The sequence below is a fragment of the Bacteroides propionicifaciens DSM 19291 = JCM 14649 genome (genome assembly GCF_000375405.1).
In the GTDB taxonomy this organism is placed as follows: Bacteria; Bacteroidota; Bacteroidia; order Bacteroidales; family Bacteroidaceae; genus Bacteroides_E; species Bacteroides_E propionicifaciens.
The window spans coordinates 20,835-46,608 of the sequence record NZ_AQWS01000023.1 but is presented as its reverse complement, the minus strand read 5'-3'; the positions used below and the strand labels follow the sequence as shown (position 1 = coordinate 46,608).

Annotated in this window: 21 protein-coding genes, 1 rRNA gene and 1 riboswitch; of the genes, 18 read left to right on the top strand and 4 right to left on the bottom strand. The window is 37.1% G+C overall.

Annotated elements, in window-relative coordinates; genetic code table 11:
- The first annotated feature begins 102 nt into the window (after positions 1-102).
- From rrf to glgP, 10 genes are all read left to right on the top strand, one after another.
- A 5S ribosomal RNA gene (gene rrf, locus B091_RS0108275) occupies positions 103-213 on the top strand.
- 328 nt (positions 214-541) lie between these two features.
- On the top strand, positions 542-1,138 hold the full coding sequence (locus B091_RS0108270) for a hypothetical protein (protein ID WP_018109538.1): 597 nt from the start codon (positions 542-544) through the stop codon (positions 1,136-1,138).
- A 21-nt stretch (positions 1,139-1,159) separates the two neighbouring features.
- Positions 1,160-2,011, top strand: a complete 852-nt coding sequence (locus B091_RS0108265) for a DUF2764 family protein (RefSeq protein WP_018109537.1) — start codon at positions 1,160-1,162, stop codon at positions 2,009-2,011.
- Positions 2,012-2,022: 11 nt separating this feature from the next.
- Positions 2,023-3,780, top strand: coding sequence for a V-type ATP synthase subunit A (locus B091_RS0108260; protein WP_018109536.1), 1,758 nt, complete (start codon positions 2,023-2,025; stop codon positions 3,778-3,780).
- A gap of 19 nt (positions 3,781-3,799) precedes the next feature.
- Complete coding sequence (locus B091_RS0108255) at positions 3,800-5,122, top strand: V-type ATP synthase subunit B (RefSeq protein WP_018109535.1); 1,323 nt, start codon at positions 3,800-3,802, stop codon at positions 5,120-5,122.
- A gap of 24 nt (positions 5,123-5,146) precedes the next feature.
- Complete coding sequence (locus B091_RS0108250) at positions 5,147-5,758, top strand: V-type ATP synthase subunit D (protein WP_018109534.1); 612 nt, start codon at positions 5,147-5,149, stop codon at positions 5,756-5,758.
- Entirely contained in the window at positions 5,755-7,560 is a 1,806-nt protein-coding gene (locus tag B091_RS0108245; RefSeq protein ID WP_018109533.1) for a V-type ATP synthase subunit I, read from the top strand. Before B091_RS0108250 ends, B091_RS0108245 begins: the two co-directional genes overlap by 4 nt.
- Positions 7,561-7,599: 39 nt before the next feature.
- Positions 7,600-8,061, top strand: coding sequence for an ATP synthase subunit K (locus B091_RS0108240; RefSeq protein ID WP_026166349.1), 462 nt, complete (start codon positions 7,600-7,602; stop codon positions 8,059-8,061).
- Between the two features lie 216 nt (positions 8,062-8,277).
- Positions 8,278-9,957, top strand: a complete 1,680-nt coding sequence (locus tag B091_RS0108235) for a glycosyltransferase (RefSeq protein WP_018109531.1) — start codon at positions 8,278-8,280, stop codon at positions 9,955-9,957.
- Positions 9,958-9,967: 10 nt separating this feature from the next.
- The gene (gene glgP, locus B091_RS0108230) at positions 9,968-12,541 is read left to right on the top strand and encodes an alpha-glucan family phosphorylase (RefSeq protein ID WP_018109530.1); all 2,574 of its coding nucleotides are present in this window, start codon (positions 9,968-9,970) and stop codon (positions 12,539-12,541) included.
- A 94-nt stretch (positions 12,542-12,635) separates the two neighbouring features.
- Here the strand turns inward: glgP and B091_RS0108225 are convergent, their stop codons facing one another.
- Positions 12,636-13,181 (bottom strand): 30S ribosomal protein S16, encoded by a 546-nt coding sequence (locus B091_RS0108225; protein ID WP_018109529.1) that lies wholly within the window; start codon positions 13,179-13,181, stop codon positions 12,636-12,638.
- A gap of 198 nt (positions 13,182-13,379) precedes the next feature.
- Positions 13,380-14,678, bottom strand: a complete 1,299-nt coding sequence (locus tag B091_RS0108220; protein WP_018109528.1) for a Na+/H+ antiporter NhaC family protein — start codon at positions 14,676-14,678, stop codon at positions 13,380-13,382.
- Positions 14,679-14,855: 177 nt separating this feature from the next.
- Here B091_RS0108220 and B091_RS0108215 point away from each other — a divergent pair, with 177 nt between their 5' ends.
- The 4 genes from B091_RS0108215 (at position 14,856) to B091_RS0108200 (ending at position 19,356) form a co-directional block, all read left to right on the top strand.
- The gene (locus B091_RS0108215; protein WP_018109527.1) at positions 14,856-15,200 is read left to right on the top strand and encodes a hypothetical protein; all 345 of its coding nucleotides are present in this window, start codon (positions 14,856-14,858) and stop codon (positions 15,198-15,200) included.
- A gap of 102 nt (positions 15,201-15,302) precedes the next feature.
- On the top strand, positions 15,303-17,615 hold the full coding sequence (locus B091_RS0108210) for a TonB-dependent receptor (RefSeq protein ID WP_018109526.1): 2,313 nt from the start codon (positions 15,303-15,305) through the stop codon (positions 17,613-17,615).
- A 79-nt stretch (positions 17,616-17,694) separates the two neighbouring features.
- On the top strand, positions 17,695-18,375 hold the full coding sequence (locus tag B091_RS11980; protein WP_018109525.1) for a methylated-DNA--[protein]-cysteine S-methyltransferase: 681 nt from the start codon (positions 17,695-17,697) through the stop codon (positions 18,373-18,375).
- A complete protein-coding gene (locus B091_RS0108200; protein WP_018109524.1) occupies positions 18,376-19,356 on the top strand; it encodes a lysylphosphatidylglycerol synthase transmembrane domain-containing protein in 981 nt (326 codons plus the stop codon).
- Positions 19,357-19,406: 50 nt separating this feature from the next.
- Here the strand turns inward: B091_RS0108200 and B091_RS0108195 are convergent, their stop codons facing one another.
- Entirely contained in the window at positions 19,407-20,984 is a 1,578-nt protein-coding gene (locus tag B091_RS0108195) for an Rne/Rng family ribonuclease (RefSeq protein ID WP_018109523.1), read from the bottom strand.
- Positions 20,985-21,253: 269 nt separating this feature from the next.
- Positions 21,254-21,535: an HU family DNA-binding protein gene (locus B091_RS0108190; protein ID WP_018109522.1), complete on the bottom strand. Its 282-nt coding sequence runs from the start codon at positions 21,533-21,535 to the stop codon at positions 21,254-21,256.
- Positions 21,536-21,723: 188 nt separating this feature from the next.
- Between B091_RS0108190 and mutY the strand changes: the two genes are divergently transcribed.
- From mutY to B091_RS0108170, 4 genes are all read left to right on the top strand, one after another.
- Positions 21,724-22,758 carry an A/G-specific adenine glycosylase gene (gene mutY, locus B091_RS0108185; protein WP_018109521.1) on the top strand — a complete coding sequence of 345 codons (1,035 nt, stop codon included), beginning with the start codon at positions 21,724-21,726 and terminating at the stop codon, positions 22,756-22,758.
- An 83-nt stretch (positions 22,759-22,841) separates the two neighbouring features.
- Positions 22,842-23,300 (top strand): single-stranded DNA-binding protein, encoded by a 459-nt coding sequence (locus B091_RS0108180; protein ID WP_018109520.1) that lies wholly within the window; start codon positions 22,842-22,844, stop codon positions 23,298-23,300.
- A gap of 52 nt (positions 23,301-23,352) precedes the next feature.
- The gene (gldE, locus tag B091_RS0108175; RefSeq protein WP_025069593.1) at positions 23,353-24,699 is read left to right on the top strand and encodes a gliding motility-associated protein GldE; all 1,347 of its coding nucleotides are present in this window, start codon (positions 23,353-23,355) and stop codon (positions 24,697-24,699) included.
- 14 nt (positions 24,700-24,713) lie between these two features.
- Positions 24,714-25,340: a 4'-phosphopantetheinyl transferase family protein gene (locus B091_RS0108170; protein ID WP_018109518.1), complete on the top strand. Its 627-nt coding sequence runs from the start codon at positions 24,714-24,716 to the stop codon at positions 25,338-25,340.
- Between the two features lie 196 nt (positions 25,341-25,536).
- Positions 25,537-25,744, bottom strand: a riboswitch (cobalamin riboswitch).
- Positions 25,745-25,774: the final 30 nt, after the last annotated feature.

Below are 25,774 nucleotides of genomic sequence, written 5' to 3'. Positions count from 1 at the left end.
GTCAACTTATATTAACGCTTTTAAGGTCTGTATTTACTTTTAGTTGTAACTAGAATACTAGTTACTATTCTTGTTGATTTATGTTTATAACCAAAAGATATTTTAGGTGGTTATAGCACAAGGGTTCCACCTCTTCCCATTCCGAACAGAGAAGTTAAGCCTTGTCACGCCGATGGTACTGCATACCCGTGGGAGAGTAGGTAGCCGCCTTTTTAAGAAGAGAGAGTCATAGGATTAGTCCTAATGACTCTCTCTTTTATTGTTTATATGGGTCTTACTTGTAGAGTTATATATTTCGGATCTATATTAATACATTAAAGACTCAGTTTGAAGCGTACTTTTGCATCTTGTAGAAGTGCGCTTTGTTATTTAAGACTTTAACTTAAATTTAATTGTTATGTATAGCTTTTAGATAAATTAATTCTTAAATTTAGCCGTAGATCTTTATAAGTTTTATTTGATTAAAGCTTTGAAGACTATTTTAAATCATTAAATTTGAGGAAACAAGGTTTCAATATTAAAAATAATATAGTCTCTACATATGGAAAACAAGATTCAAGAATTAACAGATAAAATCTATCGTGAAGGAGTAGATAAGGCTAAATCTGAAGCTGAAGAAATTATTGGCAAAGCAAATCAAGAGAAAGACACTATTCTCAAAGCTGCTCAAGATAAAGCTGATCTTATTGTGGAAAATGCTAAAAAACAGGCGTCAGAACTTATTGAAAATGCTAAATCGGAAATAAAATTGTTCGGTGGACAAGCTGTAAATGCTTTGAAATCTGAAGTAACAGATCTTATTACAAACCAGACTATAACTGAAACTGTAAAGAAAGCAACTGCCGATCAAGCATTCTTAAATCAATTTATTCTTCAAATTGCTCAAGCATGGACCCAAAATGAACCTATGTTGATTTCAACAGCTGATGCGAAATCACTAACAGAGTATTTTAGTATTCATGCAAAAGATATACTAGATAAGGGTGTTTCTATTGAGCAGGTTAATGATATGAAAGCTCACTTCTCTATTTCTCCCGCAAATGGATCTTATAAAATGAATTTTGGTGATGAAGAGTTTATTAACTACTTTAAAACATTTTTACGTCCTAAACTAATCACTATGCTTTTTGGAGAATAGTATTAAAGGAATAATTCAATTATGAGTAAATATTATTATTTAATTGCGGGACTTCCTGAGCTTTCTTTAGACGATAACAAGTTGAGTTATACTGTCTCTACCTTTCGAGAAGAATTATATCCTCAACTCTCTACTAAAGATCAGAAATTAATTGATCTTTTTTATCTCAAATATGATAATGAGAATCTCATCACATTATTAGCTAATCCCGATCAAGACATCGAATCAATAGGTCTTTACACTAAAGATCAGTTACTAGATCTCATCGCATCTGTCAAATATGCTGATGAAATGGAGGCGCCTAAGGGAGCACTATCTTACATGTTGAGGTTTTTAACTAATTATTTTTCTGATGCATATGCTGATGAAGTGGTATTACCTGAGAATATATTAACGAGCTTATATTACGAGTATGCACTTAATACTAAAAATAAGTTTGTTAGGTCATGGTTTGGTTTTAATCAAAACATAAATAATCTTTTTATAGCTTTATCTGCTCGCAAGCATGATTTTAAGTTTCGTGATCAGATTATAGGATCTGATTATGTTGCTGACCAAATCAAAAACTCTAATGCTAGAGATTTTGGACTATCAAGCTCTTTAGATTACTTCAATACTGTTGTTCGCTTTATCGATGAAGAAGATTTATCCAACCGTGAAAAGATGATCGATCAGATGCGTTGGGCTTGGATGGAGGAGATAACGTTCTTTAATTATTTCACCATCGAACGAATCTTTGTTTTTTTACTGCAAATTGACATGATTCAAAGATGGTTGAAGCTAGATAAAGAAGAAGGTAATAAGTATTTCAGGAAGATTATTTCATCTTTAAAAGATGAGGTGCAACTTCCTTTAGAATTTAGACAAAAATAAAAATATATAATATGGCGACAAAAGGAACTGTTAATGGAATTATAGCCAATATGGTAACCATCGATGTCGATGGACCTGTTGCTCAAAATGAGATCTGCTATATTACCACTGGTGGTGACAGACTTATGGCTGAGGTAATTAAAGTTGAAAACTCTAGAGCTTATGTTCAGGTTTTTGAGAGTACCCGTGGTTTAAAAGTTGGTTCACCTGCAGAGTTTGAAGGACATATGCTTGAGGTTACCTTAGGTCCTGGTATGCTTTCTAAGAATTACGATGGCCTTCAAAATGATTTAGATAAAATGGAGGGTACTTTCCTTAAACGAGGAGATTATACTTATCCGTTAAATAAAGAGGGTACTTGGTTATTCAAACCCTTAATGGCTGTTGGTGATAAAGTTATTGCTGCAGCGTGGTTAGGTGAAGTTGAAGAAAATTTTCAACCCCTTAAAATTATGGCTCCTTTTACCCTTAAAGGCGAATATACGTTGAAGTCTATTGTTGCTGAAGGGGAGTATAAGATTGAAGATACCATTGCAGTTATTTCTAATTCCGCTGGTGATGAAATAGAAATCTCAATGATACAGCGTTGGCCAGTTAAAATTCCGATGCTTAATTACAAAAACAAACCACGTCCCTATAAAATATTAGAAACTGGTGTTCGTGTAATCGATACTTTAAATCCTATTGTAGAGGGTGGAACTGGTTTTATACCTGGTCCTTTTGGTACAGGAAAAACAGTACTACAACATGCGATTTCTAAGCAAGCTGAAGCAGATATTGTTATTATTGCAGCTTGCGGTGAACGTGCCAATGAGGTGGTGGAAATCTTTACCGAGTTCCCTGAGTTGGTCGACCCACATACAGGTCGAAAATTAATGGAGCGTACAATTATTATTGCTAACACCTCTAATATGCCAGTTGCTGCTCGTGAAGCATCTGTTTATACTGCGATGACTATAGCTGAATATTATAGAGCTATGGGTCTGAAAGTTCTTCTTATGGCCGACTCTACTTCACGTTGGGCACAAGCACTTCGAGAGATGTCAAACAGAATGGAAGAACTACCTGGCCCTGATGCTTTCCCTATGGATATTTCGGCTATTATTTCTAACTTCTACGGACGTGCAGGTTATGTGCATTTAAATAACGATGAAACTGGTTCTATTACTTTTATTGGTACTGTATCTCCTGCAGGAGGTAACCTTAAAGAGCCAGTTACCGAAAACACGAAGAAGGTAGCTCGTTGCTTCTATGCATTGGAACAAGAACGTGCCGATAAGAAGCGCTATCCTGCGGTAAATCCGATTGATTCGTATTCGAAGTATATAGAGTATCCTGAGTTTAAAGAATATATTTCTGAATTGATAAATCCTGAGTGGCTTGAAAAAGTTCACGAGTTGAAGAATAGACTTCAACGTGGAAAAGAAATTGCTGAGCAGATCAATATTCTTGGAGATGATGGTGTTTCTACTGAGTACCACGTTGTATTCTGGAAGTCAGAACTAATTGACTTTGTAATTCTTCAGCAAGATGCTTTTGACTCAGTTGATGCTGTAACTCCAATGGAGAGACAAGAGGCAATTTTAAATCAAGTTATTGATATTTGTCATACAGAGTTTGAATTTGACACTTTTACAGAGGTTATGGATTATTTTAAATCTGTAATTAATATATGTAAGCAAATTAACTACAGTGAGTATAAATCCGACGATTATAATAAATATAAGAAAGAGCTAGACGAGTTGATTGCCCAACGTACGGTGGCATAACTCCTAAAGATGAAATGATATGGAAACACAAGCTTTTCAAAAGATATACACTCAGATTACCCAAATAACTAAGGCTACTTGCTCACTTAAAGCTACTGGAGTTGGTTACGATGAGTTGGCTACAGTGAATGGTAGATTAGCACAGGTGGTGAAAATTGCTGGTGACGAAGTGACGCTTCAAATTTTTGAAGGAACAGAAGGAATTCCCAATAATGCTGAAGTAGTATTTATGGGTAAAGCTCCATCATTGAAAGTTGGTGATCAACTTGCTGGGCGTTTCTTTAATGCTTTCGGAGAACCTATTGATGGTGGTCCTAAAGTAGAAGGAACTGAAGTTGAGATTGGTGGCCCATCGGTAAACCCTGTAAGAAGAAAACAACCTTCTGAGCTAATTGCAACAGGTATTGCGGGTATTGACTTAAATAATACCTTAGTTTCGGGACAAAAGATACCGTTCTTTGCAGATCCTGATCAGCCCTTCAATGAGGTAATGGCCAATGTTGCTCTACGTGCCGATACAGATAAGATTATCCTGGGTGGTATGGGGATGACAAATGACGATTACCTATACTTTAAACATGTATTCTCAAATGCAGGTGTACTTGATCGTATTATCTGTTTTATGAACACTACAGAGAATCCTGCTGTTGAGCGATTACTAATCCCCGATATGGCTTTGACTTCTGCAGAATATTTTGCTGTCGAAAAAGATGAGAAGGTTTTAGTACTTCTAACTGATATGACTTCATATGCTGATGCTTTAGCTATCGTATCGAATCGTATGGACCAAATTCCTTCAAAAGACTCTATGCCAGGTTCATTATATTCTGACTTGGCTCGAATTTATGAGAAGGCGGTTCAATTCCCTTCTGGTGGTTCGATTACTATTATTGCAGTAACAACACTTTCGGGTGGTGATATTACAAGTGCGGTACCTGATAACACAGGTTACATCACGGAGGGGCAATTATTCCTTCGTAGAGATAGTGATGTGGGTAAGATTATAGTCGATCCATTCCGTTCTTTATCGCGTTTGAAGCAACTCGTTATTGGTAAGAAAACCCGTAAGGATCATCCACAGGTTATGAATGCTGCAGTACGTCTTTATGCTGATGCTGCTAATGCTAAAACAAAGCGTGAAAACGGTTTTGACTTGACCAATTATGATGAAAGAACAATTTCTTTTGCAGATAAATACTCTACTGAGCTTCTAGCCATTGATGTTAACTTAAACATAACTGAGATGTTAGATACTGCTTGGTCTTTGTTTGGCGAATATTTCCGTCCTGAAGAGGTAAATATCCGTCAAGACTTAGTAGAAGAGTTCTGGAAAAAGAAATAGTATCTGATTTAAATAAAATATATAATGGCAATTAAGTTTCAATACAATAAAACTTCTCATCAGCAATTGGAGAAACAACTCCATATGCGTGAGCGTATGCTTCCTATCATTAAGAGTAAGGAGAGTGCATTACGTATGGAAGTGAAACGTTGTAGAGATGATGCGAAAATCTTAGCTCAAAAGCTGGAGGATCAAATTCTTAATTATGAAGCCATGTTTGCACTTTGGAATGAGTTTGATGCATCCTTAGTTAAAATTAAAGATGTAAAAATAGGAATCAAAAAGATTGCAGGTGTTCGTACCCCAATCTTAGATCATATTGACTTTGAAATTCAGCCGTATAGTTTTTTTAATTCACCCAAATGGTTTTTTGATGGGATTGAGCTACTCAAAAAGTTAGCACAACTTGCCATAGAACAAGAATTCGTTCTTGCCAAATTAAATCAGCTGGAGTATGCACGTAAAAAGACTACTCAAAAAGTGAATCTCTTTGAGAAGGTTCAAATTCCTGGGTATGAAGATGCTTTATTAAAGATTAAACGTTTCATGGAAGATGAGGAAAACTTATCTAAGTCTTCACAGAAGATTTTGAAATCCATACAACATAAAAGGAGAGAGGAGGTAGCAAATCAATGATTGCAAAAATGAAAAAACTAACCTTTTTGGTTTATCATAAAGAGTATGATGACTTTGTTAAGTCGTTACGAGACCTTGGTCTTGTGCATATTCAAGAATTCCAAAAAGGAACTGTTGACGACTCTGAGCTCCATGAACAATTGCTTTTAGCTAAGCAGGTATCTGACGCTATAAAACGTTTGGAGCGTTTCGAGGTAAAAGAGGAACCTTCAGCTGATTCAACGGATGGAAAATTAGTCTTAGAAAACTTAGAGATACTCGAAAAGAAGCTTGCTGATCTTAAGCAAGAAATATCTGCGCTTGATAAGACCATAGAGCATTTAAGCCCTTGGGGTGACTTTAAGTATGAAGATGTTCGAGGATTAAAAGATCTTAATCTGGAGATGAACTTCTTTGTTTGTAGTGAGAGTGCTTTTAATTCAGAATGGGTTGATAAATTCAATGCTACATTGATAAATAGGCAAAACTCAAGACTATACTTTATCACTACAACCGAAGCTGGATCACCACTCTATCTCGAGGCGGAGTCAATAAAACTCCCCTCTGAGTCTTTATCCTCCTTGATAGCCAAGCATGATGAATTTCTTCTTAAAGCTCAAAAAGCTGAAGAGGCTATTTCTGTTCTTGCTTCAACTAAATTAATTAGCCTTAAGGAATATCTTAAAGAAGTTGAGGGAGCTATTGAGTTTGATCAAGTGTTACTAAATACACAATCCGCTCTTGAAGATAAATTAATGGTTTTGCAAGGTTGGATTCCCGCAGTTGAAGCTGAACAAATTGCTTCTGAGCTTGACAAGGCCTCAATTTATTACGAGATCACCAATCCCACTCCCGATGATAATGTCCCTATTAAATTTGCTAATAAAGGATTTTTCTCGTGGTTTGAACCAATTGGTAAACTTTATATGTTACCTCGATATAACGAGATCGACCTAACGCCTTATTTTGCTCCATTCTTTATGGTGTTCTTTGGCCTATGTTTGGGAGACTCTGGTTATGGTTTATTCTTATTATTGGTAGCGACTCTCTATAAAATGTTTGCAAAGAAATTGTCTCCCAGCATGCGGAGTGTTATGTCTTTGGTGCAAGTCTTGGGAACTTCAACGTTCTTTTGTGGTTTGCTTACAGGAGGTTTTTTTGGAGTAAGTCTCTATGATATTGATAACCCGTTTATCCAATGGGTGAAATCGTTTGCATATAAAGACAATAACGAGATGTTTGCTTTGGCTTTGATCTTAGGAGTAATCCAAATTTTGTTTGGAATGTGTCTTAAAATTGCTAATCAAATTATTCAGTTTGGCTTTAAATATGCAGTAGCAACTATAGGTTGGTTTGTATTTTTAACTTACACTTGTCTTGTAACTGCTTTCCCTTCGATTGGATCAATAGGTGATACTGTTTATTTATCTATTAGCGGTGTTTGTGCTGCTATGGTATTCCTCTTTAACAGTCCCGATAAGAATATATTTACCAATATTGGTCTAGGTCTTTGGGATACTTATAATATGGCTACTGGTTTGCTAGGTGACGTACTCTCTTATGTCCGTCTGTTTGCCCTAGGTCTTTCTGGTGGTATATTGGCTAGTGTTTTCAACAGTTTGGCTACAGGTATGAGTCCTGACAATATAATATTAGGACCGATTGTTATGGTCTTGATTTTTGTAGTTGGTCACGGAATTAATATATTTATGAATGTTCTTGGTGCAATGGTTCACCCTATGCGTCTAACCTTTGTGGAATTCTTTAAGAATGCTGGCTACGAAGGCGGAGGACAAGAATACAAACCATTTAAAAACAAATAAACTAGAAATTATATAATAACAAAAAATTAAAAATCTATTATGGAAATAAATTTATTAATTGCCTATTTAGGCGTGACTATCATGTTGTCATTGTCAGGTATTGGAAGTGCTTATGGTGTTACTATTGCTGGTAATGCATCGATTGGTGCTCTTAAAAAAGACGACAGTGCGTTTGGTAACTTCCTTGTTCTTACAGCTCTTCCTGGTACACAGGGTTTATATGGTTTTGCTGGTTACTTTATGTTTGATAAGATTTTTAATATCTTGACACCTGATATTTCATCTTTCCAAGCTGCTGCTGTTTTAGGTGCTGGTTTAACTCTAGGTTTTATTGGTCTATTCTCAGCTTTACGTCAAGGACAGATTTGTGCTAATGGTATTGCTGCTATTGGACAAGGACATAAGGTGTTTGGTAATACTTTGATTTTAGCTGTATTCCCAGAGCTTTACGCGATCGTTGCCCTTGCTGCGACATTCTTAATCGCAAGTGCTGTAGCTTAATTTTCAATATAGATATCAACTCTATTAATGTATATTTAATCGAGGTTATGCTTTGGCGTAATCTCGATTTTTTTGTTCATGAAAATATCTTGTAACGGTTTATCTAGAAGGGTAATAAAAGTTAAAGAACTAATTTTAAAATGTAGACTTTAGTCAATTAATTGTTTATAAAGTATTATATTTAATAACGTACTTAAACATGAACTTAACCTTGTTATGAGAAAAAAAAATCTTAAACCTGATTTTCTTTTTAATGTAAGTTGGGAGGTTTGCAACAAAGTTGGTGGAATTTACACCGTTTTATCTACTCAAGCTAAAACCCTGCAAACTACGCTTAAAGACAATTTGTTTTTTATTGGGCCTGATCTAACTAAAGATGATTCAAACCCATTATTTGTTGAAGACCCTACGCTATTTAAGAGTTGGACTAAAAGTCTAGCCGATCAACCAGATAGTTTCATACGCATTCGTATAGGGCGTTGGATGATTCCTGGTAACCCTATTGTCATCTTAGTTGATTTTGAACCTTATTATGCTATTAAAGATAAAATCTATGGATTTATCTGGGAACACTATCAAGTGGACTCTCTTCATGGCTATGGCGACTACGACGAAGCTTCTATGTTTTCAATTGCCGCAGCTAAAGTAGTGGAGTCTTTTTATGTTTTTCATAAACTTGAACATAAGAATGTAGCTTATCATGCACATGAATGGATGTGTGGAATGGGTGCTTTGTATATTCAGCAGATGCTTCCTCAGGTGGCTACGTTATTTACAACACACGCAACAACAGTTGGACGTTCGATTGCGGGCAATTATAAACCACTATATGATAATTTAACTAATTATTGTGGTGATCAGATGGCTCGTGAGCTCAATGTCGAATCTAAACATTCCATTGAGAAGCAAACTGCACATGCTGTTGATTGTTTCACAACCGTAAGTGATATAACAGCAAAAGAAGCTGAACAACTACTTGAGAAACCAATCGATGTGGTTCTTAAGAATGGCTTTGAGAATGACTTTGTTCCCAAAGGTGCCAAATTTACGTCTACTCGGAATGCTGCACGGAAGCAATTAATCGCTGTAGCTCAGAAAGTCTTAGGTAAAACTTTGGCTGATGATACTTTGATCGTGGGTACTAGCGGAAGATACGAGCTTAAGAACAAAGGTCTTGATGCTTTTGTCGATGCAATGAACTCTTTGAATCAGCTTGGTGATGCACTAGCCAAAGACATCTTAGCTTACATCTTTGTACCTGCTTGGGTGGGTGAGGCTCGTCAAGATTTAGCCTATCGCATGCAAAACTTAGATAAGCCTGAAATAACCCCCTTAGAGTTTCCTTATATCACGCATTGGTTGCATCAGATGGATCACGACCCTATCTTGAGTATGATGCGTGAGCGTGGATTAATCAACCAACCCGATAGTCGTGTGAAGTTGATCTTTGTTCCTTGCTATCTTAATGAGTCCGACGGGATATTTAATATGTCGTACTACGATGTCTTAATCGGTCAGGACATTACCATTTACCCTTCTTATTACGAACCTTGGGGCTACACACCACTTGAAAGCATTGCCTTTAAAGTACCTACAGTTACTACTAACCTCTCAGGGTTTGGTGCTTGGGTCGAAACTGTTGATAACTATAACAGAGGCTTGTCGGATGGTGTTGCTGTTTTAGAGCGCACAGATCATAATTACAGTGAGATTGTAGAGAATATTTCTAAAACAATTTCTGATTATGCAGCTCTAGATACCAAAGAAATTAATCGTACTCGTAATAGAGCCAGTCAGTTATCTGATCGTGCTTTATGGAGTAAGTTTATAGAGGCTTATTATGAGGCCTATGCTCTCGCTTTTACAAATAGAGATTCTAGAATAGATACAAATTAATAATTATAAAATGATACAAATTAGTAAATCAAATTCTCCTAATTGGAAGCTTGTGAGTGTTAAATCTGACATTCCAAAAGAACTTTCAAAATTATCAGAATTGGCACGAAATATTTGGTGGTCTTGGAATAACGAGGCTACCGAATTATTTGAGTCTTTAAACCCTACGCTTTGGCAAGAAGTTGAACAAAACCCTGTGCTTTTGCTCGAGCGTATGAGTTACGACTCTCTTCAAGAGCTGTCAAACGATAAAGAGGTATTAGAGAAGATAGATGCTGTTTATACTAAATTCAAAAACTATATCGATGTAAAGCCTAATCCTAAAAGAGCTTCTGTAGCTTATTTTAGTATGGAGTATGGCTTAAACAGTGTGCTAAAGATTTACTCTGGTGGTCTTGGTGTATTAGCGGGTGATTATTTGAAAGAGGCTTCGGATAGTAATGTCGATCTATGTGCGGTAGGATTACTCTATCGTTATGGCTACTTTACGCAAAGTTTGGCTATGGATGGTCAGCAGATTGCTAATTACGAAGCTCAAGACTTTAATACACTTCCACTAGATCGTGTAGTAGATAAAAAAGGTTATCCTGTAGTGATTGACATTCCTTATATGGATTATGTTGTTCATGCCTATTTATGGCGAGTAAATGTGGGTAGAGTTCCTCTTTATCTATTGGATACCGATCACGAATTAAATAGTGAGTTCGATCGTGCAATTACACACCAACTCTATGGAGGTGATTGGGAAAATCGCTTGAAGCAAGAGATTCTGCTTGGTATTGGTGGCATGATTGCTCTTAAAGCTTTAGGAATAACAAAAGAGATTTATCATTGTAATGAAGGTCATGCAGCCTTAATTAACATTAAGCGTATTGCTGATCATATTAAAGAAGGTTTTAGCTTCGACGAGTCGTTAGAACTTGTAAAGGCATCTTCTCTCTACACAGTACATACTCCAGTTCCTGCAGGTCACGATTATTTTGACGAAGGACTTTTTGGTAAGTATATGGGTGGTTACCCTGAGCAATTAAAAATCTCTTGGGATGAACTTATGGATATGGGTAGAACCAATCCTGGTGATAAGAGCGAGCGCTTCTGTATGTCAACCTTTGCTTGTAAAACTTGCCAAGAGATTAATGGAGTAAGTAAACTTCATGGAACCGTATCTCAACACATGTTCTCAACACTATGGAAAGGGTATTTCCCAGAAGAAAATCATGTGGGGTATGTAACCAATGGAGTGCATTTCCCAACTTGGTGTTCATCACAGTGGAAGGAATTCTATAAAAAGTATTTTGATAAGAATTTTCTCAACGATCAGTCTAATCCTGAAATTTGGGATGCTATTTATAAAGTTTCTGATGAAGCTATCTGGGAGGTTCGTAAACAATCTAAAGTCCGACTTACCGATTACATTAAAGAGAAGTTCAATGCATCATGGCTTAAAAACCAAGGTGACCCTTCTCGTATTGTATCTTTAATGGAGAAAATTGATCCCAATGCCTTATTGATTGGCTTTGGTCGTCGATTTGCTACTTATAAACGTGCTCACCTTCTATTTACTGACCTAGACAGATTGGCTAAACTAGTCAATGACGAAGAACGTCCTGTTCAATTCTTATTTACTGGTAAAGCTCACCCTCACGATGGTGCAGGACAAGGTTTGATCAAGAGAATCTACGAGATATCTAATCGCCCTGAGTTCCTAGGTAAGATTATATTCCTAGAAAATTATGACATGCTACTGGCTCGTCGTTTGATTGCTGGTGTTGATGTATGGTTGAATACCCCTACACGTCCCTTAGAGGCTTCTGGTACTTCGGGAGAGAAGGCTTTGATGAATGGCGTGCTGAACTTCTCAGTTCTTGATGGTTGGTGGTATGAAGGCTATAGACCGAGAGCTGGTTGGTCGTTGACTGATAAGCGTACGTTCGAAAACCAAGAACATCAAGATCAACTTGATGCTGCTACGATATACTCTACTTTTGAAAATGAGATTGTTCCTTTATACTTTGCTCATAATGACAAAGGCTACTCTTCTGAGTGGATTGAATATATCCGTAACTCTATGGCACAAGTAGCTCCACACTACACTATGAAACGTATGTTGGATGATTATTATACTAAGTTCTATTCCAACTTAGCTACTCGTTATAAAACACTAGCAAAAGACAATTATGCTCCTGTAAAAGCATTGGTTGCTTGGAAAGAAGATGTAATTGCTAAGTGGGATAGTATTGAGGTGCTTGAGGCAACTCACGATGATATTATTGGTGATCGCATTGAGAGTGGTCGTCAGTATCTAGTGAAAATTGTAGTAGATGAAAAAGGTCTTAAAGATGCTGTAGCTATTGATTGCGTTATTCTCCACTCAGACAGTAATGGAGTAGATCAGGTTTATGCTGTTAAGACTTTCGAAGTAACTGGCAATAAAGGCGATTTATACACCTTTGAGGGTAAGATAAATATTGCCAATGCTGGAACCTTTAAAGTGAGCTACCGTATGTATCCTAAACATGAACATTTGCCAAATAAGCAAGACTTCAGCTTAGTAACATGGTTTAATCTGCCAGCGCAGAACTAATCAACCCCAAGTTGTTATAAATAAGAAAGGCTTTACTATTACTAGTAAAGCCTTTTCTATCTGTTTGTTTGAAATAAGTGTCGAATGTAATTAATTACTCAGCAGCTGCTTCAGTATTTTCTTCTGTTGCTTCTTCTGCTTTAGCTTCTTCTTTAGCAGCTTCTTCAGCCGCAGCACGTTCTGCTGCTTCTTTTTCTGCTAGAGCTTTAGCTTTTTCTTCGTTTGCTTTGATTTCAGCATCTAAGCGAGCTTTATCTGCAGCTTTTTGAGCCTCAATGTCTTTAGCTTTAATAGCTTGAAGACCTGATTGTTTGTTGCTCTTCCATGCTTCAAATTTAGTTTCTGCTTCTGCTTCACCAAATGCGCCTTTCGCAACACCGCCAAGAAGGTGTTTCTTCATGTAGATACCTTCGCGAGATAGAATGTTACGAACTGTGTCTGAAGGTTGTGCTCCGTTAAGAACCCATTTAAGTGCTCCTTCGAAATTCAAATCTACTGTAGCAGGATTGGTGTTTGGGTTGTATGTACCAATCTTCTCAATAAATTTACCATCACGTGGTGATCTGCTGTCTGCAATAACGATAGAGTAAAATGCGTAGCCTTTACGACCGTTTCTTTGCAATCTAATTCTTGTTGCCATTTTTAAAAATGTTTTTTATTATAATGATTTGAATTAAGCTATTAACTCGTAATAGCGGTTGCAAAGATATGTGATTTGTTTTTATTGGCAAACTAATAAGGCTCTTTTGTTCTTATATAAGGTATTGGTACACTCTATTTTGTGTGAGATTCCCCTCTAAATAAATCTGTATGATATTAAATGTTTTTGAATATCACTTTATGAATACTTTTTGGGGTATCGAAAGAATATTGCCAATAGTGCGATTATCCCCATAGTAAAGGGATAGTATAGGTTTGCAATGATGCTAATGGGTGATATCCCGGCCAATCCTGCAGCCATAAGCAGTTGAGCACCGTAGGGGATAATTCCCTGTACGAAACAAGAAAATGTATCTAGGATACTCGCGCTTTTTCTTTTATCTAAATTAAACTTGATTGCAATGTCTTTGGCGATAGGACCTACCGTTATTATGGCTATTGTGTTGTTGGCTGTACATAAATTGGCAATACTAACCAGTCCTGCAATACTCAACTCAGCAGCTCGTTTAGAATTAACTCTCTTGGTAAGGGATCGAATGATAAAATCGATTCCTCCGTTATAGCGGATGAGTTCTAGCATTCCTCCTGCTAGTAGTGTAATAATAATGAGTTCCCCCATGCCTATGATACCCCCACCCATAGCTCCAAACCAATCGAAGAAACTCATCTCACTTGCCAATAGACCAATTATACCAGTCGAGAGTATACCTAAAGTCAACACCACTACAACATGTACGCCCATGATGGCCGTAACCAAAACTATCAAATAGGGGATAACTTTGACCCATTCGATTTTGTCTATATGAATAGGCGCTTCTATAGAAAAGCCTAGATAGATGTAAAGGCCCAAAACAAGTATGGCTGCAGGAACAACAATCAATGAGTTGACCTTGAATTTATCTCTCATAGTGCATCCTTGTGTTCGAGTAGAAGCTATTGTTGTGTCGGATATAAAAGAGAGGTTATCGCCAAAAAAAGAACCACCGACCACAATAGCAACAATAAAAGGCAAAGATACATCGACCTTGTCTGCAAGCCCGATAGCGACAGGAGTAAGTGCTACAATCGTTCCTACGCTTGTCCCTATCGATAGTGAAATAAAACATGCGGCTAAGAAAATACCCGCAAATAATAAATTGCTAGGGAGAATATGTAGCGTAAGGTTTACGGTCTCATTGATGGCTCCCATCTCTTTAGCACTTTGAGCAAAAGCCCCAGCTAAGATAAAAATCCAGATCATCAGCATTATGTTTCGATTGGCTGCACCTTTTGAAAACTGTAGTAAGCGTTGTTCTAGTGGAATACCCCTAGTTATAGCTATAGCGTAGCCTGCAGAGATTGTAAAAGCCACCGTAATGGGAACCTTATAAAAATCGTTTACTAGTATTGAAGTGATCAGATAGGTGCATAAAAAGACTAAAAGTGGGCTTAATGCTAACCATCCTGGTAGAGGTTGTTTGCAATTTCTGGTGTTCATTAGCTCGAAATATAAATTATTTTGCGATATTTGCCGACTAGGTTGGCTTTTGCTGATCAAATAGCAGGCTTAAATCTGTTTAAGAAAGACAAAGTTATGATTTTCTTTCATAATTGAAGCATTTAGTAAGCACAGAAACCAGTATAATTTGGCTCAAGCTACTTCTAAATAATATAGATGTTACAACGATTTAAATACCTTATTCGTTATTTCCTCCTAATCCTATTCTTAGGCTATACGGCAGGAATTACTTTATTTACTCACTTACATGTGGTAAATGGTATTTCTATTGTTCACTCTCACCCCTTTAAAAAAGACATTCAGCATACCCATACTGCGCTAGAGTTTGAGTTGATTCAGATGTTAAATCATTTTGTTTCAACCAACCCACCTGCTGCGGTTGTAGTATTTGTCTTTATCGTCCTTTTTACTTTTATTCTTGTTACTAAGCCGATCTCAAGGACGTATCAGACGCCTTACTATGGTTTGGCTGGTTTAAGAGCTCCCCCTTTTCAATTCTAAATATCTTTCCTTTTTTTTAATTCTTTGTCGACACGGATTGAATAATTCTTTGTTGACCATTTATTATGTCTTATAATTTAGAACTGAAAACATCAACTTTACATGAAGAATAAATATTTATTACTAATCCTATGTTTAGGATGTAGCTGGGTAGTTCGTGCAAATAATGCTGACCCTATCGAACAGAAAAAAGGCTCGGATGCCAATATTATAGGTCATGTTATCGACCGCAAAACAAAGGAGCATTTGTCTTATATGACAGTGGCTCTTAAAGGTACAACCATCGGTACTGTGACCGACAATACAGGTCACTACTTCCTTAAAAATCTACCCGAAGGAACTTTTACACTACAGGTTTCATCGGTGGGTTATAAAACAGTTGAAAAGAAAGTTACTACCAAAAAAGGAGTAACACTTGAGGTTGATTTTGAAATCGAAGAGGATGCTATTGCACTTGATGGTGTGGTTGTGTCGGCCAATAGAGCCGAAACCAAACGTAGAATGGCTCCGACATTAGTCAATGTTGTCGATCTGAAAATGTTTGAAAACACTAACTCAAGTACGCTTTCTCAAGGGCTTAACTTTCAGCCTGGTGTGCGTGTTGAAACCAACTGTCAAAACTGTGGTTTTCAACAGGTAAGGATCAATGGTCTTGATGGCCCTTATACACAAATTTTGATTGACTCTCGTCCTATATTCAGTGCTTTAACAGGAGTCTATGGTTTGGAGCAAATTCCTGCCAATATGATCGAACGTGTAGAGGTTATGCGTGGAGGTGGTTCGGCATTATTTGGCGCTTCTGCCATTGCAGGTACTATCAATATTATTACCAAAGAACCCCTTAGAAACTCGGGTGAGGTTGCACATACCACCACCGGTTTGGGTGGTTTCGGTAGTTTTGATAATAACACTACGCTGAATGCATCTTTAGTAACCGATGATTATAAAGCTGGTTTATATGTATTCGGACAAAATCGTCACCGCTCGGCTTACGATCACGATGGCGATGGCTTCTCTGAAATGCCAAAACTTAAAAATCAGACCGTGGGTTTCCGATCATATCTTAAAACAAGTACATACACCAAAATCTCTTTAGAATATCACCATATTGAAGAGTTCCGTAGAGGAGGTGATAAGCTTAACCGTCCACCACATGAGGCTGATATTGCTGAGCAACTGGAGCACTCCATTGATGGAGGAGGTCTTCAATTCGATTACTTTAGCCCCAATGAGAAGAGCAAGTTAAGTGTATTTACTTCCAGTCAATTCACGCACCGTGATAGTTATTACGGTCCAGGTGAAGACCCGATGAAAGCTTATGGTAAGACAACCGATTTGACCTATATGGCAGGTTCTCAGTTTTCGCACTCTTTTGAGAAAGCCTTCTTTATGCCTTCTGACCTAACAGCAGGGATTGAGTATAATTTCGATCGCTTAGAAGATGACTTGTGGGGATATGAGCGTTATACCAAGCAAATTGTAAATATTGGTAGCGCTTACTTACAAAACGAGTGGAAAAATGAGATGTGGGGCATCTTAATTGGTGGTCGTATCGACAAGCATAGTTTGCTAAGCAATCCGATATTTAGTCCCCGTGCTAATATTCGCTTTAACCCATCCGAGAATATCAATTTCCGTTTGAGTTATTCAGGCGGTTTTAGAGCCCCTCAAACCTTTGATGAAGACTTACATGTTGATAACGTAGGTGGAACCGTGTCAATGGTTGAAGTGGATCCTCACCTAAAAGCTGAAAAATCGCATAGTTTGAGTTCTTCGGTTGATTTTTATCATCGTGTGGGTGCCTTCCAATTGAACTTTTTAGTGGAAGGTTTCTTCAACAAGTTATCGAACACTTTTATTCTTGAGAGTAAAGGGGTAAATGCTGAGAATATCTGGGTAAAAGAGCGTCGTAATGGTAGCGGCTCTAAAGTCTATGGACTTACTTTAGAGGGAAAGTTGGCTTACCTAAACTATTTCCAAATCCAAGGAGGATTTACTCTTCAACACAGTCGATTTGATAAGCCAGAGGTATGGAGCGAAAATCAACCTGCTCAGCGCCGTATCTTTAAGTCACCAAATACTTACGGCTACTTCTCTGCAACTTATACGCCAATAAAGCCTCTTAACCTGTCTCTTTCGGGTACTTATACAGGACCAATGTATGTACAGCATCTTGCGGGGTACATTCCTGAAGACCGTATCGACAAAACAAAGAAATTTTATGATTTGGGTTTCAAGGCATCTTATGATTTTTCTTTAATCGGTTCGACTACCCTACAGCTTAATGCGGGTGTTACAAACATCTTTAACTCTTACCAAAACGATTTTGATAAAGGGAAAGAGCGTGACTCCAATTATATCTATGGACCAGCAAGTCCTCGTAGTTATTTTGCAGGAGTGAAAATTAGCTATTAATTTTCCACCATATAATGAAGACTCTCACAAATTAAAACTTAGATTTGTGGGAGTCTTTTCATTTAAATAAGCCTTGTTTATGTCTCTATCAAAAAAAGAATATTGGGAAAAAGCACATAACCGTGCTCTGGAATATATCGGTCGGGGAGGAAGTGATGGTTATAAAGAGTTGCTTGCTTTGTCCAATTCACAGCCAGCTGAGGCCTTAGGGTATGGTTTTGATGCAAAATTGCGTATTCATAGAACGCTGAAGAGTGATCGTATCGTTTCAGACTTTACTGTATCTTATACGACCTACTCGTTTTACTGGTGCGACCTACTCATTGCCTCCACACCAAAGGGTATTTGCTTCTTAGGCTTTATCTCATCCGATATGGATGTCGAGTCTATTCTAAAAAAGAATTTTCCCAGGTGTAAACTTGTCAATTGCTTGCAGCCTATTCATTTGCAACTCATAGCAGGGTTGGAGCAGGAGGGTGCGTTTTTTTTGGATGTTCACCTCATCGGTACCTCTTTTCAGCTTGCCGTTTGGGATAAACTTTTGACTTTAGCCTCCAAACAGTATATTACCTATAAAGAGCTAGCCGAGAGTCTGCACTTTGGTAAGGCTTATCAGGCTATTGGTTCAGCTGTGGGTATGAATCCTATATCTTTACTTATTCCTTGCCATCAGGTGCTTAGTAGTGCTAAGAAGCTCACAGGTTACCGTTGGGGAGTTGATCTTAAGCTAACACTATTAATAGGACAATCCGAAATCTAAATGAATAAGTCTATCCGTAATCTGTTCTTCTTTATTGGTATAGCTGCTGTAGTTTTTATGATGGTGGGCTTAAATCTCTCTTTAGCTTCGCTGCATAATTTACTCAAGCAAGCCGGGGTTTATTTTCCACTTGTTTTAATCTTGTGGGTGGTTATATATGGTATTAATACACTCTCATGGAAGCAGCTACTCCATGGACTGGATAGTCCTGCTATTCCTTTTAGGGTCCTATATAAAATCACAGTTTCAGGTTTTGCCTTAAACTACGTCACACCTGGGGGACTTAATGGAGGGGAGGCCTATCGTATCTTGGCACTAAAACCTTATGTAGGTGTTGCTCGAGCCAGCTCATCGACTCTGCTTTATTCCATTCTGCATATGGCATCACATCTACTGTTTTGGTTTTTCGGTGCAATGCTACTTTTGTTTTATACACTGCCGTGGACTTATTATCTAATAATTGGTATAGTTCTAGTTTGTTGTCTTCTTCTATTGTGGCTTTTTACGTTTGTAATGAAAAAAGGAACTATTCATCTGGTAAGTGTTTTACTCCTTAAGATACCTCGTTTAGGAACCCATGTTGGTCGCTTCGAACTTAAATACAGAGATATCTTAGTTCGGATTGATGATGAGGTGCGTGAGGTCTATCTACATCGGCCTAAGGCTTTTCGTAATACGCTAGCTTTGGAGTTTCTGGCTCGTCTGGTGGGGTGTCTGGAGATTAGTTTGCTCATGGTGCCATTAATTGGGATTCAGAGCTTTTTGGTGGCCTATCTGGTAATGGCTATTGCTTCGCTAATGGCAAATCTACTGTTCTTTATGCCAATGCAACTTGGGGGTAGGGAAGGTGGTTTTACACTGGCTTTTAGCATTTTGGGCTATTCTGCTCAATACGGTCTATTTGTCGGCCTACTTGTCCGTCTACGTGAGCTAATCTGGATTGCCATAGGGGTATTATTAATTCATAAAGAGAGAGACTAAAAAACAAAAAGGGTGTGTTAGAATTTCTTCTTACACACCCTTTGTTTGTTTTAAATTTTGGTTTCAATTTCTTCTTTCATATCAAGTTCTTCGCCATTGCTATCGTAGAATAAGTATTCTAAATAGGCTAGTTTCTGACTTGGTATTACTTTGATTCCTAATCCGTACTTCATTTGCCACTTTCTCTTTAGAGAAATGACACCTTGGTTTATGTAGGCCGCTACATACGGATGAACGTGTAATGAAAAACGTTTCTTCTTTAATTTATGGACTAGATAGTCAATTTTATTCTCTAGTGTATCTGTAAAGAGTATAGAAGACTTAATGCTTCCTTTACCAAAACAGGTAGGACATATCTCAAGTGTATTCACATCCATAGCTGGACGAACACGTTGACGGGTGATTTGCATCAATCCAAACTTGCTAAGGGGTAGAATATTATGTCGTGCTCTATCTTTTTGCATATTGGCACACATGCGTTCATATACCTTTTGTCTGTTGGAAGCTTCACCCATATCGATGAAGTCGATGACAATAATCCCTCCCATGTCTCTTAATCGTAATTGACGAGCTATTTCGTCAGCTGCACCCATGTTGACCTCAGTTGCGTTGGCTTCTTGGCCATTTGCATTTTTAGTTCGGTTACCGCTGTTAACATCAACTACATGTAAAGCTTCTGTATGCTCTATAATTAGGTAAGCACCTTTCTTGTAAGATACAGTTTTGCCAAATGAAGATTTGACTTGCTTTGTAATATCAAAATTGTCAAATATGGGTAGTTGTCCCTTGTAATTCTTTACAATGTTAGCTCTATCAGGGGCGATGAGTGTAACATAGTCTTTAATTTCCTTGAAAACAGTTTCGTCGTTGACGTAAATGTTTTTGAATGAGGGATTAAATAAATCTCTCAAAAGTGCAACCGCTCTACCGGTCTCCTCAAAAATAAGTGATGGGAACTTTGTGGCACGTTGGACCTTTTTAATGGCGTCATCCCAACGACCTAGAAGAACTTTCAATTCCGCATCTAGTTCGGCAACTCGTTTGTCTTCAGCGACAGTTCGTACGATAACCCCAAAGTTTCGAGGTGTAATACTGCGTAAAAGCTGTTTAAGACGTGCTCGCTCTTTGCTAGATTTGATTTTTTGTGAGACTGATATCTTGTCATTAAAGGGTATTAAGACAAGGTAACGACCTGCAAATGATAATTCAGAAGTAAGCCTTGGACCTTTTGTTGAAATGGGTTCCTTAGCTATTTGAACAACTACTTCTTGACCAACCTTAAGAATATCTGAAACGCTACCATCTTTGTCGATATCAGGTAAAGCACCTGGTTTGAACATGGGTGGAAGCTTCTTTCGATTGCTTAAAGTTTGTTTGACATATTTTTCTAGAGAATTAAACTGAGGACCTAGATCCAAATAATGTAAGAATGCATCTTTTTCATAACCGACATCGACGAAGCAGGCATTAAGGCCTGGCATCACCTTTTTTACGCGACCTAAGTACATATTCCCAACTGAAAAAGATAAATTTACCCCTTCACTCTGAAACTCAACTAAGCTCTTGTCCTCTAATAGAGCTAGCGAGACCTCTTTGGGCTGTACATCAATTACTAATTCGCTTGTCACAGTTATTTATTCTATTATTTGTAAATTATATCTACTGTAAACGTTTTAGGATAACCTTATGTTCACAATATTTACTAAACAAAGAACAAACCAGAAAGAAGAATCTTCGCTAGTTTGTTCTCTATTTTGAAATTGGTCAGATAAAACTATTTTTTAGTTTTATGTCTGTTCTTTCTTAGACGTTTTTTACGCTTGTGGGTAGACATTTTATGTCTTTTTTTCTTCTTTCCGCTTGGCATAGCTTCAAAATTTTATGGTTAATACTTTATTTATTTAATTTTTTTTACGGCCTCAGTAAAAGTTTTTGAAGGCTTAAAAGCTGGTATATTATGCTCAGGAATAATAATTGTAGTATTCTTTGAGATATTTCTAGCTGTTTTTTGAGCTCTCTTTTTAACAATAAAGCTTCCGAAACCACGAAGATAAACATTTTCATCGTTAACTAACGAGTTTTTCACTACATCCATAAACGCTTCAATGGTGTTTAGTGCGGTAACTTTATCAATACCGGTCTTTTTTGTAATCTCGTTTACAATATCTGCTTTTGTCATTGCTATAAAAATAATATTACTATGTGATTCTAATTTTTTGGTTTGCAAATATATAGGTTTTTAGCCGTGCAAAAAAATAATTTAAACCTAATTTTCCGTAAAAACGACATTGGCATGCTTTTAGTTGAGTACATTTGGAGCTAATAGACTATTAAACTCATAATCAAACCACTTAAAGCGAATTAGAATTGTTTACTAAAGTAATCAGAGACTGGTATTTAGCGTTTGGACGAGATTTACCCTGGCGCCAAACCAAAGATCCTTATTTAATTTGGATATCCGAAATTATTCTTCAACAAACTCGTGTGAATCAAGGGTATGAATATTATTTAAGATTTGCCGAACGTTTTCCTACTGTTCAAGCTTTAGCTGAAGCTGATGAAGAAGAAGTTCTTAAGTTTTGGCAGGGTTTGGGTTATTATTCTCGAGCCAGAAATTTACATACTGCAGCTCGATCTATAGGAAATATTTTTCCTACTACTTACTCCGATGTTATAAATCTAAAGGGGGTAGGAGAGTATACAGCCGCGGCAATTTGTTCTTTTGCCTATGATCTACCCTATGCTGTTGTTGATGGAAATGTTTTTCGTGTTTTGTCTAGATATTTCGGTATAGAAACACCTATTGATACAGGACAAGGTAAGAGAGAGTTTACAAGTTTAGCTCAGGAACTGTTGGATAAGAAAAATCCAGCTCAACACAATCATGCTATAATGGATTTTGGGGCTCTTCAATGTACTCCTAAGTCACCAAACTGTAGTATATGTCCATTAGTAGAGTCTTGCTTTGCATTTCAGAACCATAAAATTGCTGTCTTACCTCTCAAAAAGGGTAAGGTAAAAGTAACTAACCGTTACCTGAACTATTTTTATATTCAGCAGGGTGAGTTTACTTACTTAGTAAAACGAACAGATAAAGATATTTGGAGAAACTTGTATCAGTTTCCTTTAGTTGAGAGTGATGGGTCTTTGAGTTTAAATGATCTGCTGGGTCTTGACGGATCATCTTTTCTGCGAAATGTTGAAGGTCAATTAGGTTTTGAACTGCTTGTCGAAGATTATAAACATGTACTATCTCATCAGAGACTTTATGCAACTCTATATAAGGTTATGGTTCCTGATGACTTTAGTCTTGATTTACCTTATCTCAAAATTAAGCAGTCTGACATCGATTTTTATGCTGTACCTCGATTAATTCATCTATTTATAGAAAAAATCTTTTAATGGGATAAAATTGAATATACATTTTTGTATTCTAATCATTTTCTATTTAAATTTGAGAGTATATAATCTTTAAACTATTATTTATGTCAGTTAATAAAGTTATTTTGCTTGGCAACGTTGGAAAAGATCCTGATGTTCGCTATTTAGATACAGGAATTGCCGTTGCAACTTTTTCTATAGCAACCTCAGAACGTGCTTATACTTTGGCTAATGGAACACAAGTTCCTGAACGTACCGAGTGGCATAACTTAGTGTTGTGGAGAGGATTGGCTGAAATAGCCGAGAAGTTTGTTCGCAAAGGCGATAAACTTTATATTGAGGGTAAAATGAAGACTCGTTCGTACGATGATGCTAATGGCATTAAGCGCTATGTAACCGAAGTTTTCGTTGATCAAATGGAAATGCTTACTCCAAGAAACTCTTCACCTGCTGCTCAACAGGTTGAGTCTGCAAAACCTGAATCGGCTAAGCCTGCTGAGGTTGAAAATCAGACTAGTTCTGTAGAGCCCGACGAAGACTCTTTAGATGACTTACCGTTCTAAGAAAGGATCAACATCTCTGTTGACCCTTTATGTTTAATTAAAATAAAAACCTTTGGAATCAGACACGTTTTTGTATCAGATAGCTTCCGCATTCGATGGCATTGTTATTAGCCATCCTTCAGCTCCTGCAATCATATCTATCGTCCTAGCAGGATTGCTATTGTTAGTATCAGGATTTGCATCAGCCTCTGAGATTGCATTTTTCTCTTTAGGGCCTACTGACCTGAATACAATCAAAGAAGAAGAGCATCCTTCGGATAAGATAATATCTTCTCTCTTAAATCAATCAGAGCAACTCTTAGCCACTATACTAATTACAAACAACTTTGTCAATGTGACAATTATCGTGCTTTGTAATTTCTTTTTTATGAGCACTTTTGAATTTGGTTCACCTATTCTTGAGTTCCTCTGTATCACGGTTATTTTAACTTTCCTTTTGCTCCTTTTTGGAGAGATTATGCCAAAGATATACTCAGCTCAGAACGTGTTGAGTTTCTGTCGTTTTGCTGCTCCTGGTATTGCATTTTTTAAGAAAGTTTTTAAACCGTTCTCTACAGTGTTAGTAAAGTCCTCTTCTTTTATGAATACGAGATTGGGAAATAAAGGTAATTATTCTATTTCTGTCGACGAGCTTTCGCATGCATTAGAACTTACTGATAAGGCTGATATATTTGAAGAAAATACGATACTAGAAGGTATTATTCGATTTGGCGGCGAAACAGCCAAAGAGGTTATGACCTCTCGTCTTGATATGGTCGATCTTGATATCAAAAGCTCATTCGACGATGTGTTAAAGTCTATTATTGAAAATGTGTATTCTAGAATTCCTATATATAGTGAGAACCGAGATAATATTGTTGGAGTTCTCTATATAAAAGATCTTTTACCTCACTTGGCTAAAAGTGAGAATTTTAGGTGGCAATCGATTGTAAGACCTGCCTACTTTGTACCCGAAACAAAGATGATTGATGATCTTTTACGAGATTTTCAAGCAAATCGTGTGCACATTGCTATTGTAGTTGATGAGTTTGGTGGTACTTCTGGTCTAATTACTATGGAGGATATTATCGAAGAAATCGTTGGTGAAATTCAAGATGAGTATGATGAAGATGATAGTTCTTACCGCAAAGTCGATGATAATACGTGGATTTTTGAGGCTAAAACTCAGCTCTCAGATTTCTATAAAATCACCCAAGTAGATGACGATGAGTTTGAGAAGATTGTTGGAGGCGCCGATACCATTGGAGGTCTTCTACTTGAAATTAAGGGGGAGTTTCTCGAATTAAACGAAAAGGTGATTTACAACCAATATGAATTTGAGGTACTGGCCAAAGATAACAGAAGAATTTTAAAAGTAAAATTTACTATTCATCCCGATGAAACGCTTGTAGATGACTAAACCCCCTATTAGCTATGCCACTACTATTTCAATCTAAAGGTGAAACATATGCGTTTGGTGTATGGGAAATGACGGAGTCGTTGGACTTAATTATGAGCCTTCCTTCAGTTGAATCTTCTATTGTTGAGGCTTTGAAGCTCAGTTCTCTTTCGCGTCGTCAAGAATGGCTTACAGTTCGTGTTCTCTTGCATGAGCTGGTGGGGGAGATTAAAGAAATAGCCTATACTCCGGTAGGTAAGCCTTATCTTGTAGATGGTAGCTATCAGATTAGCATAAGTCATACAAAGGGTTATGTGGCTGTTATTATTTCACCTAGCTCTGTGGTTAGTATTGATATTGAAGCATATGGTGATAGGATTAAACGGGTTGCTCATCGAGTTTTTCACCCCGATGAATTCTTTTATCCACTTAATGAGGAGTCTACTTTTTACGAATTGCTTATTTGGTCTGCTAAAGAGGTTATTGTAAAGACTAACAAATTATCAAATATAAACTTTAGAGAGGATCTCTGCGTTCAACCCTTTGTGTTGGGAGCAGCGGGTTCTTTTAGTGTTATAGAAAATCAAACGGCATCCAAAGAGCATTTTAAAATAAACTACATTGCCAACAAGTCTTTTGTTCTAACTTTTAACTACAGATAAACTTTATATTAAATAGCTTCGCTTGTCTAGTGAAGTGGCATATAAAAAATGTCCAGACGAATTCACATCGGCTGGACATTCTTAAATAAACTTGGCATGCTTATTTTTTTACTTTTCGTGAATAAAATCTGGATTAATCAAATAGACTTACTACTATATTTGATCCAAGATTCAGAACTTTTTCCTCGAAAGCAATGAAAAAAGAGTGCAAATAGCAGGTATTCTGACTTATCTCAATAATAGGCGCCTTCCCAGATTTATTATAATCCAGTGGCATGAAAGATGTTTTGCCCATTACTTTTAAGAATTACAGCAGCGGGACTGTCTAGGATTTCCACCTAATTCCCTATTCATACTTCTCTAGTGGCATTTAGAAAAAGTATACTATTGCCTTACAAATATAGCAAAAAAATAGTTAGAACCAATTAGTTGCT

Coding starts and splice junctions, on each gene's coding strand:
- B091_RS0108240 (WP_026166349.1), top strand. CDS start 7,600: ATGGAAATAAATTTATTAATTGCCTATTTAGGCGTGACTATCATGTTG.
- B091_RS0108170 (WP_018109518.1), top strand. CDS start 24,714: ATGCCACTACTATTTCAATCTAAAGGTGAAACATATGCGTTTGGTGTA.
- B091_RS0108180 (WP_018109520.1), top strand. CDS start 22,842: ATGTCAGTTAATAAAGTTATTTTGCTTGGCAACGTTGGAAAAGATCCT.
- B091_RS0108270 (WP_018109538.1), top strand. CDS start 542: ATGGAAAACAAGATTCAAGAATTAACAGATAAAATCTATCGTGAAGGA.
- B091_RS0108200 (WP_018109524.1), top strand. CDS start 18,376: ATGAATAAGTCTATCCGTAATCTGTTCTTCTTTATTGGTATAGCTGCT.
- B091_RS0108245 (WP_018109533.1), top strand. CDS start 5,755: ATGATTGCAAAAATGAAAAAACTAACCTTTTTGGTTTATCATAAAGAG.
- B091_RS0108215 (WP_018109527.1), top strand. CDS start 14,856: ATGTTACAACGATTTAAATACCTTATTCGTTATTTCCTCCTAATCCTA.
- B091_RS0108255 (WP_018109535.1), top strand. CDS start 3,800: ATGGAAACACAAGCTTTTCAAAAGATATACACTCAGATTACCCAAATA.
- B091_RS11980 (WP_018109525.1), top strand. CDS start 17,695: ATGTCTCTATCAAAAAAAGAATATTGGGAAAAAGCACATAACCGTGCT.
- B091_RS0108260 (WP_018109536.1), top strand. CDS start 2,023: ATGGCGACAAAAGGAACTGTTAATGGAATTATAGCCAATATGGTAACC.
- B091_RS0108190 (WP_018109522.1), bottom strand. CDS start 21,535: ATGACAAAAGCAGATATTGTAAACGAGATTACAAAAAAGACCGGTATT.
- B091_RS0108265 (WP_018109537.1), top strand. CDS start 1,160: ATGAGTAAATATTATTATTTAATTGCGGGACTTCCTGAGCTTTCTTTA.
- B091_RS0108210 (WP_018109526.1), top strand. CDS start 15,303: ATGAAGAATAAATATTTATTACTAATCCTATGTTTAGGATGTAGCTGG.
- B091_RS0108235 (WP_018109531.1), top strand. CDS start 8,278: ATGAGAAAAAAAAATCTTAAACCTGATTTTCTTTTTAATGTAAGTTGG.
- B091_RS0108225 (WP_018109529.1), bottom strand. CDS start 13,181: ATGGCAACAAGAATTAGATTGCAAAGAAACGGTCGTAAAGGCTACGCA.
- glgP (WP_018109530.1), top strand. CDS start 9,968: ATGATACAAATTAGTAAATCAAATTCTCCTAATTGGAAGCTTGTGAGT.
- B091_RS0108250 (WP_018109534.1), top strand. CDS start 5,147: ATGGCAATTAAGTTTCAATACAATAAAACTTCTCATCAGCAATTGGAG.
- B091_RS0108220 (WP_018109528.1), bottom strand. CDS start 14,678: ATGAACACCAGAAATTGCAAACAACCTCTACCAGGATGGTTAGCATTA.